This window comes from Nocardia flavorosea (assembly GCF_015477805.1).
Taxonomy (GTDB): domain Bacteria; phylum Actinomycetota; class Actinomycetes; order Mycobacteriales; family Mycobacteriaceae; genus Nocardia; species Nocardia flavorosea_A.
Genome location: NZ_JADLQL010000010.1, coordinates 18,121 through 33,374 on the forward strand (window position 1 = coordinate 18,121; position 15,254 = coordinate 33,374).

Sequence of the window (15,254 nt, forward strand, 5' to 3'; positions counted from 1 at the left end):
GATGGAAGACTGCGAGTGCCGCAGCGGTCGAACATGTCCGGGTCCGGGTACAGCCACTGCGCCCCCGATACCACGGATATCGTCCGTGGACGGCGCACGCAGCCAAGAAACGGCAGGTGAGGTAGGTTGATGGGCTCTGTTGTCGGTGACCGGAGGGACCATCTCCAGGAAGTGATGCGAGGATGACCCGAACGGCACGCACCCGGCCCACCCGCGCCCGGCGCCCCCGTTTCACCGGCCTGCCCCAGCTCATGGCCGCGGCCGTGGAAACCAACCCCACCGGTATCGCCCTGCGCGGTGCGTATGCGAACGGTGAGTCCGGTCAGCTCACCTACGCGGAATTGGACGAACGCTCCAACCGGCTGGCCCGGCTGCTCATCGCGCACGGTGCCGGTCCGGAGAGTCTGGTCGCGGTCGGTATCCCGCGGTCGATCGATTCCGTGGCGGCGGTGTGGGCGGTGGCGAAGACCGGCGCCGGATACGTCCCGGTGGACGTCAACTACCCGATCGACCGCATCACCCATATGGTCACCGATTCCGGTGCCGTTTTCGGTTTGACGGTGGCCGATTCGGTGGCCGGCCTACCGGACGAGGTGCAGTGGCTGGCGGTCGACAGCCCGGAAACCGCCACCCTGCTCACGGAGTATCCGGCCGATCCGGTGTCGTTCGACGAACGGCTGGGCCTGCTGCGCGCCGAACACCCGGCCTATATCACCTACACGTCGGGGTCGACCGGGAAGCCGAAGGGTGTGGTGGTCACCCAGGCCGGGCTGGCCGGGTTCTGCGCCGAACAGACCGAACGATTCCTGGTGGATTCCACCGCTCAGGTGCTGCACATCATCACGCCGTCGTTCGATGTCTCGATCCTGGAAATGCTGATGACGATCGGGGCCGCGGCGACCATGGTGGTCGTTCCGCCCACCGTGTACGGCGGTGAGGAGCTGGCCGCCCTGGTTCGGCGCGACCGGGTGACCCATATCGTCATCACCCCCTCCGCCCTGTCGTCGACCGATCCGGCCGGCTTGGACGACGTCCGGGTCGTGGTCGTCGCCGGGGAGGCCTGCCCGCCGGAACTGGTGCGGCGGTGGGCCGGGACACTGGTGGACGGGCAGCCGCGGAAATTCTTCAACGGGTACGGACCCACCGAAACCACCATCCTCGCCAACGTCAGCGGACCGCTGAAACCGGACGAGCCGGTCGATATCGGCCCGCCGGTGCGCAATGTCACCGAGTACATCCTCGATGAGCAGTTGCGGCCCCTGCCCTCGGGCGTTATCGGTGAGCTCTACATCGCCGGTATCCAGCTGGCCCGCGGCTACCACAACCGGGCGGGCCTGACCGCCGAACGGTTCGTGGCCAACCCGTTCGACGACAACGGCTCCCGGCTCTACCGCACCGGCGACCTGGCGCGCTGGACTGCCGAAGGCTCGGTGGAATACCTGGGCCGCAACGATTTCCAGGTGAAGATCCGTGGCTTCCGGATCGAACTCGGCGAAATCGACGCGGTGCTGTCCGAGCACGAATCGGTGGATTTCGCGGCCACCATCGGATACGAGCCGCCCAGTGGCGCCACCGTACTGGCCTCCTACGTGCATGCGGTGCGGGGGGCCACGGTCGATACCGATGAGCTGATCGCTCTGGCCGAGAGCCGGCTGCCCGCGTACATGGTCCCGGCGACCATCACCGTACTGGACGAGATCCCGCTGACCCCGGTCGGCAAGCTCGATCGCAAGGCGCTGCCCGAACCGCAGTTGCGCACCACCGCCTACCGGGAGCCGGAGACCGCGCTGGAGAAGCAGGTCGCCGCCGTGTTCACCGAACTGCTGCACCCCGCCGACCCGGTCGGCGCCGACGACGACTTCTTCGAACTCGGCGGTAATTCGCTGATCGCGACCCAGGTGATGGCCCGGGTGGGTGCCCTGGTGGATGCGCGTATTCCCGCCCGGATCCTCTTCGAGGCATCGACCGTCGCCCAGCTCGCCGCGAAACTGGCGGACTTCGGCGGCACCGGAGACGAACATCGAGCGCTCATCGCGCGCCCGCGTCCGGAGCGGGTGCCGCTGTCGCTGGCGCAGCAGCGGATGTGGTTCCTGAACCGGTTCGACGAACAATCCGCCGCCTACAGCATCCCGATCGCGGTGCGGCTGTCGGGCGAGTTGAATGTGGCCGCCCTGCGCGCGGCGGTCGGCGATCTGGTCGATCGCCACGAGGTGCTGCGGACCTACTACCCGGAGACCGACGAGGGGCCGGTGCAGGTGGTGCTGCCGCCCGGCCGGTCGGTGGTCGAACTGGTGACCCGGGCCGTGGCGCCGGCCGCGGTGGAGGCCGCGCTCATCGATATGCTGTCGCGGTCCTTCGACGTCACCGAAGAAGTGCCGTTGCGGGTCGAACTGTTCGAAATCGACGGCGCGGCAGACGAATACGTGCTGGCGCTGGTGGTCTACCACATCTCCGCCGACGGCGCCTCGGTGGCACCGCTGACCCGGGACCTGATGACCGCGTACGCCGCGCGTTCCGCGGGCACGGCACCGGACTGGCAGCCGCTGCCGGTCCAGTACGCGGATTTCGCGCTGTGGCAACGCGAACTACTGGGCGACGAATCCGATCCGCACTCGCTGGTGCACAAGCAGATCGAATACTGGCGGACGGCGCTGGCGGGCCTACCGGACCAGCTGGAACTGCCGGCGGACCGGCCGCGCCCCGCGGTGCAGTCCTACACGGGTGGCCGGATCGCGGTGCAGATCGACGCCCGCACGCATGCGGCACTGCTGGATCTGGCACGGGCAGCGAACGCGACCCCGTTCATGGTTGTCCACACCGTTTTCGCGGTGCTGCTGTCCCGGCTGTCCGGTAGTGACGATATCGCGATCGGTACGCCGATCGCGGGCCGCGGTGAGCAGGCCCTCGACGATCTGATCGGTATGTTCGTGAACACCCTGGTGTTCCGGTCCCGGCTGGATCAGGGCGAATCCTTCACGGATCTGCTGGCGCGGCAGCGGGAAGTCGATATCGCGGCGTTCGCGCATGCGGATGTGCCGTTCGAGCGGTTGGTCGAAGTGCTCAACCCGGTCCGGTCGACCGCGCGGCATCCGCTGTTCCAGGTCGGTATGTCGTTCCAGAACCTGGGGCAGGTGAACCTGGAACTACCCGGGCTGACGGTTGCGGGTGTGGGGCTCGATACCGAACTGTCGCAGTTCGATCTGCATCTGATCATCGGCGACGAATACGACGAGTCGGGTGCACCCCTGGGGCTGGGTGGTTTCCTGACCTACGCCACCGCACTGTTCGATCAGGCGACCGCGCAGGGATTCGTGGACCGATTCCTGCGGTTGCTGGGCGAGGTCGTGGCGGCGCCGGAGACCGCGGTCGGTGAGTTCGAGCTGCTGGCTCCCGCCGAGCGTGCGGTGCTGGCCGAGCGGAATTCGACTATCCGGGAGTTGGATTCGGCGCAGACGTTGGTGTCGCTGCTGGATGCTTCCGTGGCGGCCGATCCCGCTGCCGTGGCCCTGGTCGCTGCGGACGGTTCGCAGGTGACTTATGCCGAGTTGGGTGTTCGGGTCAATCGTTTGGCTCGGTTGCTGATTGCGGAGGGTGTGGGTCCGGAGGTTCGGGTCGGGTTGGCGTTGCGCCGGTCGGTGGATTTGGTTGTCGCGATGTATGCGGTGACTGTTGCCGGTGGTGTGTATGTGCCGATTGATCCGGATCAGCCTGCTGAGCGCAGTGGGTACATTCTGGGGACTGCGGCTCCGGTGTGTGTGCTGACGAATATCGAGACCGGTTTCGCACTGTCGGAAACTGCCCTCGGAGCCGGAGCCGGAGCCGGAGCCGGAGCCGGAGCCGGAGCCGGAGCCGGAGCCGGAGCCGGAGCCGGTTCGTGCGTCGCTGGCCGGGCTGAGGCTGCTGCTGGGATTGATGCGGTGGCTGGTTCGGCTGTCGGTGCTGGTGATGGTGGCGAGACCGGGGCTGGTGCCAGTGTCGGGTTCGGTGCCGGTCACGAAGCTGATTCGGGGGTCAGGGCTGGGGCTGGTTCCGGTGTGCACGGTGTGTCGGTGTTGGTGCTCGACGAGTTGGGTCTCGAGTCGTTCGATTCGGGGCCGGTGTCGGATGTCGAGCGGGTGTCGCCGTTGCGGGCGTCGAATACGGCGTATGTGATTTTCACGTCGGGTTCGACGGGTCGTCCGAAGGGTGTGGCGGTTTCGCATGCGGCGATCGTGAACCAGTTGCGGTATGTCGCCAGTGAGTTCGCGCTGGATGCGTCGGATGCGGTTCTGTTGAAGACGGCGGCGACGTTCGATTTGTCGGTGTGGGAGTTCTGGACGGCTGCGGTGTCGGGTGGCCGGATGGTCATCGCTTCGCCGGAGGGTCATCGTGATCCGGCGTATTTGAACGGGTTGATGACTCGTGAAGCGGTGACGACGTTGACGGTGGTCCCGTCGATGCTGGATGCCCTGCTGAATTCCGATGTGGGTGTGTCGGGGTCGTTGCGGCGGGTGTTGGCGATCGGTGAGGCGTTGCCGGCGGTGACGGCGCAGCGGGTGCTGGCCGATCACCCGGGTATCGGGTTGTTCAACTTGTATGGTCCGACCGAGGCCGCGGTGTCGGTCACTACTCATCGGGTGACCGGGGCGGATCGGGTGTCGGTGCCGATCGGTGTTCCGCAGTGGAATTCGCGGGTGTATGTGCTGGATTCGCGTTTGCGGCCGGTGCCTGATGGTGTGTCGGGTGAGTTGTATCTGGCCGGTGCGCAGTTGGCGCTCGGGTATTTCGGTCGTCCGGATTTGAGTGCTGATCGGTTTGTTGCGGATCCGTTTGCTGTGGGTGGGCGGATGTATCGCACGGGTGACCTTGTTGCTTGGACTCGTGGTGGTGAGTTGGAGTATCGGGGTCGTACCGATTTCCAGGTGAAGGTTCGTGGTTTCCGGATCGAGTTGGGTGAGATCGAAGCCGCTCTGTTGGCGTTGCCCGAGATTGCTCAGGCCGTGGTGGTGGCGAAGTCGGATCCGCGGACGGGTGACCGGTTGGTCGCGTATGTGGTTCCCGCCGTCGGCGCGACCGCTGGTGTCGGTGTCGGCGGCGAGGCCGGTGCCGTGGTTGGCGCGACTGCCGATATCGATGGTGATGCCGGTGCGAGTGGCACCGCAGATAGCGGTGTAGCTGCCGATGCGTTCGCTGTGGCTGGGGCATCGGTAACCGGTGGTGTTGCCGGGGGCGGCGCTTCGGCCGGTGTGGTCGATGAGTCCGGTGCTGTTGTCGCCGGTGATGTCGGTCGCGGGGCCGGTGTGGATGTCGCGCGGGTTCAGGTGGAGCTGGGTCGGCGTTTGCCGTCGTACATGGTTCCGGCGGCGTTTGTGGAACTCGTTGCTTTGCCGTTGACGGTGAACGGGAAGCTGGATCGTAAGGCTTTGCCGGAGCCGGTTTTCGAGGCGACGGAGTTCCGGGCGGCGTCGACGCCGATCGAAGAGATCGTGGCGAATATCTTCGCTGAGGTTCTGGGTGCCGACCGGGTCGGTGCGGATGATGATTTCTTCGCTTTGGGTGGTAACTCGCTGATCGCGACGCAGGTCGCGGCCCGGTTGAGCAAGGCGTTGGATGCGACGGTGCCGGTGCGGGCGGTGTTCGAGGCTTCCACCGTTGCCGGTTTGGCGGTCCGGGTGGAGCAGCATGCCGGCTCGGGTGGCCGGGCGGCGTTGGTGCCGCAGCCGCGGCCTACCCGGGTGACGGATTCAGGCGAGGTCCGGGATGCGGTGCCGTTGTCGTTGGCGCAGCAGCGGATGTGGTTCCTGAACCGGTTCGATCAGCAGTCGGTCGCTTACAACATTCCGCTGGCGATCCGGTTGTCCGGTGCGCTGGATGTGGACGCTTTGCGGGCGGCGGTTGCCGATCTCGTCGGGCGGCACGAGGTGCTGCGGACGGTGTATCCGGAGACCGAATCCGGTCCGGTGCAGGTGATCCTGCCGGTGGATCAGGCGGTGCCGCAGCTCGAGGTGCGGTCCGTGCCGGCTGATGGCGTTGTCGCGGCGGTGGGCGAGTTGGCGTCGTCCGGTTTCGATGTGACCGCCGAGGTACCGCTGCGGGTGGCGCTGTTCCGAGTGGTGGCGCAGGCCGCGCCGGGTGACGTGCCCGCGACCGATGGATCCGATGCGGACGGCCCGGCGGGCCGCCGAGACGAATTCGTGCTGACCCTGGTCGTGCACCATATCGCGGCCGATGGTTCCTCGGTCGGCCCGCTGACCCGGGATCTGATGACCGCGTACGCGGCCCGCACCATGGGCGAGGCGCCTGCCTGGGCGGTGTTGCCGGTGCAGTACGCCGACTACAGCATCTGGCAGCGGGAGCTGCTCGGCGACGAATCCGATCCGGAGTCGCTGGCAGCCGGCCAGATCGGGTACTGGAAATCGGCGCTGGCCGGGATTCCGGAGCAGCTGGACCTGCCGGCCGATCGGCCGCGTCCGGCGGTGCAGTCGTTCGCCGGTGGCCGGGTGGCCGTCGATATCGACGCCGAGACCCATGCCGGCCTCTTGCGTGTGGCGCAGGAACAGGGCGCCACGCTGTTCATGGTGACGCATACCGCCTTCGCGGTATTGCTGGCGCGTTTGTCCGGTGGCGACGACATCACTATCGGTACGCCCGTAGCCGGTCGTGGCGAGCAGGTCCTGGACGATCTGATCGGTATGTTCGTGAACACCTTGGTGTTCCGGACCGAGGTCGATCGTGGGGAGGCGTTCACCGATCTGCTGGCGCGGCAGCGGCGGGTGGATATTCAGGCGTTCGCGAATGCGGATGTGCCGTTCGAGCGGCTCGTCGAGGTGCTGAACCCGGTGCGGTCGCAGGCGCGACATCCGCTGTTCCAGGTCGGCTTCACCTTCCAGAATATGGCGCAGCCCAGTCTGGAATTGCCCGGGCTGACGGTATCGGGTCTCGGTATCGACACCGAGATCTCCCAGTTCGACCTGAACCTGATCGTCGGCGACGGCTATGACGAAACCGGTGCGCCGCTGGGTGTCGCGGGTTTCCTGACCTATGCCAAGGACCTGTTCGACCAGGCCACGGTGCAGAGATTCGCGGAGCGTTTCGTCCGGTTGCTGGGCGCGATCGTCGCGGATCCGTCGACGCCGGTCGGGGATCTGGAGATCCTCGCGCCGGTCGAGCGGACCGAGGTGCTCGAACAGCGAAACGCGACGGGCTACCCGTTCGTCCCGCGGTTGCTGCTCGACGGGTTCGAGCGTGCGGCGGTTGCCTTCCCGGATCGAGTGGCGGTCTCGTTCGAAGGGACGAGTCTGACCTACGGGGAGTTCTCCGCCCGGGTGAACCGGCTGGCGCGGTATCTGATCGCGCAGGGTGTGGGCCCCGAGTCGCTGGTCGGCCTGCTGATGTCGCGGTCGCTGGATCTGGTCGTGGGTATGTATGCGGTGGTCGCCGCGGGTGGTGCGTATGTGCCGTTGGATCCGGCGCATCCGGCCGAGCGGATCGGTTACATCCTGGATACGGCGGCACCGGTGTGCTTGTTGTCCACGACCGCCGATGCTCGGGCTGTCGGTGTCGAGCCCGTAGCGGATGATTCGGTGCTCGCCGGTGACGGCGTGGTTGCGCAGGCTGTCGGCGTGACAGCAGCGGATCCCGGCGCGGCATCGGCGGAGGCCGGCGCCGGGGCGATGTTGGGCACACTCGCAGGTGTTGCGGTGCTGGCGTCGGATGTTCTCGACACGTCCGGTTTCGCTGCCGCGCCGGTGACCGATGCCGAGCGCATAGCCCCGGTACGGCCGTCGAATACGGCGTACGTGATCTTCACGTCGGGTTCGACGGGTCGCCCGAAAGGTGTGGCGGTACCGCATTCGGCGATCGCGAACCAGGTGGCGTGGATGCTGGCGCAGTATCCGATGGGTTCCGCGGATGTCTATCTGCAGAAGACCGCCACTACCTTCGATGTCTCGCTGTGGGGCTTTTTCCTGCCGCTGGCCGCGGGCGCACATCTGGTGGTGGCGACCCCGGACGGTCATCGCGACCCCGACTATCTCGCGCGCGTGATCGCCGACCGGCGGGTGACGGTGACCGATTTCGTACCGTCGATGTTGACGGTGTTCGCCGCCCATACCGCGGCGGGGTCGGTGCCGAGTTTGCGGCATGTGTTCGTGATCGGTGAAGCTCTACCGCCGGAAACGGTCACCGCGATGCGCGCCGTCTCCGATGCCGCGATCCATAATCTCTACGGCCCCACCGAAGCGGCGGTGTCGATCACTTATTGGCAGGCCACCGGTGCCGAGGCCGGAAGTGTCCCGATCGGTGTCCCGCAATGGAATTCGCGAGTGTATGTACTCGATTCGCGGTTGAACCCGGTACCCGAAGGGGTGACGGGTGAGTTGTATCTGGCCGGTGATCAGCTGGCGCGTGGATATGTGACGCGTCCGGATCTGTCGGCGGATCGGTTTGTGGCGAGCCCGTTCGATGCGGGCCGGCGGATGTACCGCACCGGTGACCTGGTGCGGTGGATGCGGGCCGATACCGGCGCCGGGATCCGGCCGGTGCTGGAGTATCTGGGCCGTACCGATTTCCAGGTGAAGTTCCGTGGTCAGCGCATCGAACTCGGTGAGATCGAATCGGCGTTCCTGGCGCAACCCCAGGTCAGCCAGGCTGTGGTGACGATCGCGGCCTCGCAGCTGGGTGAGCAGTTGGTGGCGTATGTCGTACCGGCTCCGGGCGCTCAGGCGGAGTCCACCGAGCTGCTGTCGGCCGTGCGTGCGGTATTGCCCGCCTATATGGTCCCGGCCGCGGTGGTCACGCTCGATGCCTTCCCACTGAACACCTCCGGCAAATTGGATCGTAAAGCGTTGCCGGCGCCCACTTTCGAGGCTCGATCCTTCCGTGCTCCCGCCACGCCCATCGAGGAGATCGTCGCCGGTGTGTTCGCCGACGTCCTCGGTGTCGAACGGGTGGGCGCCGATGACGATTTCTTCGCGCTGGGCGGTAACTCGCTGATCGCGACCCAGGTCGCGGCGCGGATCGGCGCCGCGCTGGACGCTCAGGTCCCGGTGCGGATGCTGTTCGAAGCCTCCACCGTATCGGCGCTGGCCGCGGCGGCGGAGACCGCGTCCGGCCGGGCCGGCCTGCCGGTGCTGGCGCCACAGCTGCGTCCGGAGCGGGTGCCGTTGTCGCTGGCGCAACAGCGCATGTGGTTCCTCAACCAGTTCGATACCGAGTCAACTGCCTACAACATGCCGGTCGCTGTCCGCCTGACCGGCGACCTCGATGTGGACGCGCTGCGTGCGGCCGTTACCGACGTGATCTCCCGGCACGAAACCCTGCGTACCATCTATCCGGCCGGTGACGGGCGCCCGTACCAGGTGGTGCTACCGGTCGGACAGGCCGTACAGGACCTCGGTCCGCAACCGGTACCCGCCGCGGAGTTGCGCGCCCGGATCACCGACGTGGTCACGGCCGGCTTCGATGTGACGACCGAAATCCCGCTGCGGGCAGCGCTGCTCCACCCGGCCGACGGGGAATACGTACTCGTATTCGTGGTGCACCACATCAGCGCGGACGGTTGGTCGATCGGACCGCTGACCCGGGATGTGATGGCCGCCTACGCCGCCCGCGCCGCCGGCGCGGTACCCGAGTGGGCGCCGCTACCCGTGCAGTACGCCGATTACAGCATCTGGCAGCGCGAAGTCCTCGGCTCGGAAGACGATCCGGAGAGCCTGGTCAGCGCGCAGGTGCGGTATTGGCGCCGGACGCTGGCCGGATTGCCGGACGAACTGAACCTGCCCGGTGACCGTCCGCGGCCCACCGTGCAATCGTTTGCCGGGGGCGTTGTGCCCTTCCGGATCGATACCCGGTTGCACGAGGGTGTGACCCGGTTGGCCGCCGAACACAACGCCACGGTGTTCATGGTCGTGCACGCGGCGCTTGCCCTGTTGCTGGCGCGGTTGTCGGGTACCGACGATGTCGCCGTCGGAACTCCGATCGCGGGTCGCGGTGAAGCCGAACTCGACGATGTGGTCGGAATGTTCGTCAACACCCTGGTGCTGCGGTCGCATGTACGGGGCGAACTGAGTTTTGCCGAATTCCTCGCCGCGACCAAGGAATCCGACCTCCAGGCGTTCGCGCATGCCGATGTACCGTTCGAGCGGCTGGTCGAACTCGTCGATGTCGAACGTTCGACGGCCCGGCATCCGCTGTTCCAGGTGGCGCTGTCGTTCGAGAATCTGCCGCCCGCCGCGTTCGAACTGCCCGGCCTGCGAGTATCCGCGGTCGAATTCGATGCCGATACCGCGAAATTCGATCTGTCCCTGCGGGTTATCGAAACCGGTGCGGGTATGGCAGCTGAATTCTCCTACGCCCGCGATCTGTTCGACGAGGAAACGGTCGCCGTCTTCGCGCGCCGGTTCCTGCGTCTGCTCGACGCGCTGGTCCGGTCGCCCGGTACGCCGATCGGTGATCTGCCGATCATCGACGATTCCGAATATCGGGTGCTCAGCAATATCCACGGTGACGAGGTGATGGCCACCGGGCTGCTGCCCGAGATGCTGCACCACGGTGTCCAGCTGAATCCGGACGGTGTGGCGGTTCGGTACCGGGGCCGGTCGGTGACCTATCGCGAACTGGATTCGGCGTCCTCACGTCTGGCCCGCGTGCTGACAGACCGCGGCGTCGGACCGGAAAGCATTGTGGCACTGTCTTTCCCGCGTTCCTACGATATGGTGCTGACATTCTGGGCGGTCGCCAAAGCCGGTGGTGCGCATCTACCGGTGGATCCCGGCTATCCGGCGGACCGGATCGCGCATATGCTCTCCGATTCCGGCGCTGTGCTCGGATTGACCGATAGCGAATACATCGACCGGCTACCCGGTGAAGTGGAATGGCTCCGACTGGACGATCCGGACTTCCGTGCCGCGATGGCGGCGAAACCGGACGGCCGGATCACCGACGCCGAGCGGACCGCGCCGCTGATGATGTGGCACCCCGCCTATGTCATCTACACCTCCGGTTCCACCGGGCTCCCCAAGGGCGTCGTGGTGACGCACGCGGGTATCGGCGGACTCGCCGATGTAGCCGCGGACCTGTATCGACTGCAGTCCCACCACCGGTTCCTGCACATATGCTCGCCGAGTTTCGACCCGTCGGTACTGGAATGGGTGTGCAGCGGTTACGTCGGCGCGACCCTGGTAGTGGTGCCGGGGGAGATCATCGGCGGCCCGGACCTGGCCGAACTGCTGCGGGCCGAAGAAGTGACCCATACGATCATCACCCCGGCGGTGCTGGGCACCATGGACCCGGCCGGTTTGGACGCGCTGGAGGTCGTCTCGGTCGGCGGTGATGTGACCACACCGGAACTGCTGGCCAAATGGGAGCCGGGGCGCAAGTATTTCAACGGCTACGGTCCCACCGAGACCACGATCATCTCCTCGTACGCGCGGCTCTTCCCCGGGGAGCACGTCACCATCGGTGATCCGGTGCACGGGATATCGGCGCTGGTCCTGGACTCGCGGTTGAATCCGGTCCCCCCGGGTGTGGCAGGTGAGCTGTATCTGTCCGGTGGGGCGCTGGCCCGCGGCTACCGAAACCGGCCCGGCCTGACGGCTGAGCGTTTCGTGGCCAACCCGTTCAGTTTCGAGGGTGCGCGGATGTATCGCACCGGCGATGTGGTGCGGTGGTATGCGGCGCCCGGCGAGCGGGCCGGTAACGAGGCACTGCCCACCACCCATTGGCAACTGGACTACGTCGGCCGCTCCGACTTCCAGGTGAAGATCCGGGGTTTCCGGGTCGAACTGGGCGAGATCGACACCGCCCTGGCCGCGCATCCGGATATCGATTACGCGGTGACCCTCGGCCGGGAGACCGCCGCGGGCGCGACGATTCTGGTGTCGTATGTGCTCGCGGCCCGGGGCCGCAGCGTGGACACCGGCGCGGTGACCGAATTCGTCTCCGCGGGATTGCCCGCGCATATGGTCCCGTCGGCGATCGTGGTGCTGGACGAGATACCACTCACCCCCGTGGGCAAACTGGACCGTAAGGCGCTACCGGAACCGGTACTGGCGGCACAGACCTACCGCGCTCCGGTGGGCGAGGCCGAAACCGTGATCGCCGAGGTGTTCGCCGATGTGCTCGGTGTCGAGCGGATCGGTGTCGACGATTCGTTCTTCGCCCTCGGCGGTGACAGTATTCTGTCGATCCAGCTGGTCTCCCGGGCCAAGGCCCGCGGTGTGGTGTTCAGCCCCCGCGACGTATTCGAGCGGCGGACCGTGGCCGGGCTCGCCGAGGTCGCCGCGGTCGGGGCTGCGGCCGAACAGCGGCTGGCGGAACTGCCCGGCGGTGGGGTCGGCACCATGCCGGTACTGCCGGTCATGTCCCAGATCCTGCACGGTGGTGTGCCGTACCGGCGGTTCACCCAGTCGATGATGTTGCGGCTGCCGGTCGATATCGATCGTGAGACCCTGATCGCGACGCTGTCCGCGGTATTCGACCATCACGACGCGCTGCGCTCCCGCCTGCTGCGGCCGGCGGCGGGTGAACCGGAGTTCGAGGTGCTGCCCCCCGGCGCGATCGATATCGGCGAACTGGTGCACCGGGTGGAGCTCGACGACGATATCGGCGAATCCGAACTCACCCGCCTGGCATCCGCCGAACTCGATGCCGCGCTGGACCGCCTGGATCCGGACGCGGCGGTGATGGCGCAGTTCGTCTGGTTCGCCTTCCGCGGTGAACGACGCGATGTACTGCTGTTCGCGGCGCATCATTTCGTGATCGACGGGGTGTCGTGGCGCATGGTCATCCCGGATCTGGCGCTGGCCTGGTCGCAGCTCGCGGCCGGGCAACAGGTGGCGCTGCCGCCGGTAGGTACCTCGCTGCGCCGCTGGTCACACGGATTGGCCGAGGCTGCGGTCCAGCCGGAACGTGTTGCCGAACTGCCGTATTGGCGCAACACCGCCGCCACCCCCGATCCGCTGCTCGGCACCAGGGCGTTCGATCCGGCGATCGACACCAACGCCACCGTCGAGCGGTTCGACATATCGTTGCCCACCGCGGTCACCGAGGCGGTGCTGACCACCGCCGGCGCCCGCTACCACGGCGGTCCCAACGATGCCCTGCTGGCCGCGCTCGCGTTGGCGTCGGTACGGCTGCGCGGCGACGACCCGTCGGCGTCGGTACTGGTCAAACTCGAAGGTCACGGCCGCGAAGAGACCGTGGTACCCGGTGCCGATCTGTCCCGCACCGCGGGATGGTTCACCGCCGTACACCCGGTGCGGCTGGAGTTGCCGGGTATCGATCTCGACGACGCCTTCGCGGGTGGACCGGCCATGGGTGCGCTGGTGAAATCGGTGAAGGAACAGCTGCTCGCGGTTCCGGACAAGGGGCTGGGGTACGGGCTGCTGCGGTACCTGAACCCGGAAACCGCCGGTACCTTGCCGGAACGGGTGCCTGGCCAGATCAGCTTCAACTATCTGGGCCGTGTCTCCGCCGGTGAGATCCCGGCCGAAATGGCGGAACTGGGCTGGCTACCGACCGCGGATCTGGGTCCGGTGGATGCGGACGCGGATCGCGATATGCCCGCCAACGCGGTGCTCGATATCAACGCCATCGTCAACTCCGGCGCCGACGGCCCGGTGCTGAGCGTGTCCTTCGCCTACCCCAGGGGACTGCTCACCGAGACCCGGGCGCGGGAATTCGCCGACCTGTGGGTGGCCGCGCTTACGGCGCTGGCCGACCATGTCCGCCGGCCGGACGCGGGCGGTTTCACCCCGTCCGATATGTCGCTGGTCCGGGTTTCCCAAGGCGATATCGAACGGTGGGAGGACCGCTACCCGGGGCTGACGGAAGTGTGGCCGCTGTCGCCGCTGCAGGCCGGGCTGCTGTTCCACGCCCAGTTCGTGCAGGACGGGCACGATGTGTACACGATGCAGGCATCGGTCGCCCTGGCCGGCGTCGTGGACCAGGACCGGTTGCGTCGCGCCGCCGAAGTCATGATCGGCCGGTTCCCGAATCTGCGGACGGCGTTCGTCGCCGATTCCGCCGGCCAATGGGTCCAGATCGTGCTCGATTCCGTACCGGTGCCGTGGCGTGATATCGACCTGCGAGATCTACCGGAGCAGGACCGGGCCGGTGCGCTCGACCGGCTGCTGGCCGCGGACCAAGCCGATCATTTCGATATGTCGGCCCCGCCGCTGATCCGATTCCATCTCGTCCGGTTGGCCGATGACCAATGGCAGCTGGCGCTCACCACGCACCACATCCTGCTCGACGGCTGGTCCATGCCGTTGCTCATGCAGGAACTGCTGGTGCTGTACGCGGTGCGCGGCGACACGTCCGCGCTGCCCCGGGTGGTCTCCTACCGGAACTTCCTGTCCTGGCTGGCCGGCCGCGACCGGGCGGCATCCGCCCAGGCGTGGCGAGACGCGCTGGGCGGGTTCACCGAGCCCGCGCTGCTGGCTCCCGAACCGGTAGCGGCCGAGACCTACGAGATGGGCACCTTCGTTGCCGAGATCGACGCGGCACGCACCCGGCAACTCGCTGCGCGCACCGCCGACCTCGGAATCACGATGAACACCCTGCTCCAGGCCGCCTGGGGGACGCTGCTCGGCTGGATCACCGGTCGTGACGATGTGGTGTTCGGGGCGACCGTGTCCGGTCGGCCGGCCGAACTTCCCGGGGTCGAATCCATGGTCGGCCTGTTCATCAACACCCTGCCGGTGCGGGTGCGAGTCGACCACCGGGCGACCACCAGCGATCTGCTCACCGGCCTGCAGCGGGAACAAGCCGCCCTGCTGGAGCATCACTACCTCGGATTGAACGAAATCCAGCAGGCCGCCGGTGCCCAGGTGCAGTTCGACAGTCTGTTCGTTTTCGAGTCCTATCCCACCGATGCCGCCGCCGTCGCCGCCACCGGCGATATCGACGGTATGTCCATCACCGGTGTGCATACGCGCGACAACAGCCATTACCCGCTGACCCTGGTGGTGACTGCCGACGGCACGGTCCGGATCATGCTGAAATACCTGACCAGCCGATTCGACGCGGCCGCGATCGAAGCCCTCGCCGCACGACTGCTGCGGGTGGTCGACCACTTGGTCGACGCACCGGAGCAGCCGGTCGGCGATGCGCAGTTCCTCAGCCTCGCCGAACGCGTGGAGCTCGGGTCGCGGTCGGGTGGTCCGGCGGTGGCGGCGCGGACGTTGCCGGAGTTGCTGGCCGCGGCGGTGGCGGTGGATCCGTCGGCGCCGGCGGTGGTGTTCGATGGTGTTCGTTACTCGTATGGGGAGTTC

1 protein-coding gene is annotated in these 15,254 nt (G+C 67.0%); it reads left to right on the forward strand.

Annotation, left to right across the window (positions count from 1 at the left end):
• Positions 1 to 239: 239 nt before the first annotated feature.
• On the forward strand, positions 240 to 15,254 hold a 15,015-nt coding region (locus IU448_RS28550; RefSeq protein ID WP_416383055.1), incomplete at its 3' end, for an amino acid adenylation domain-containing protein.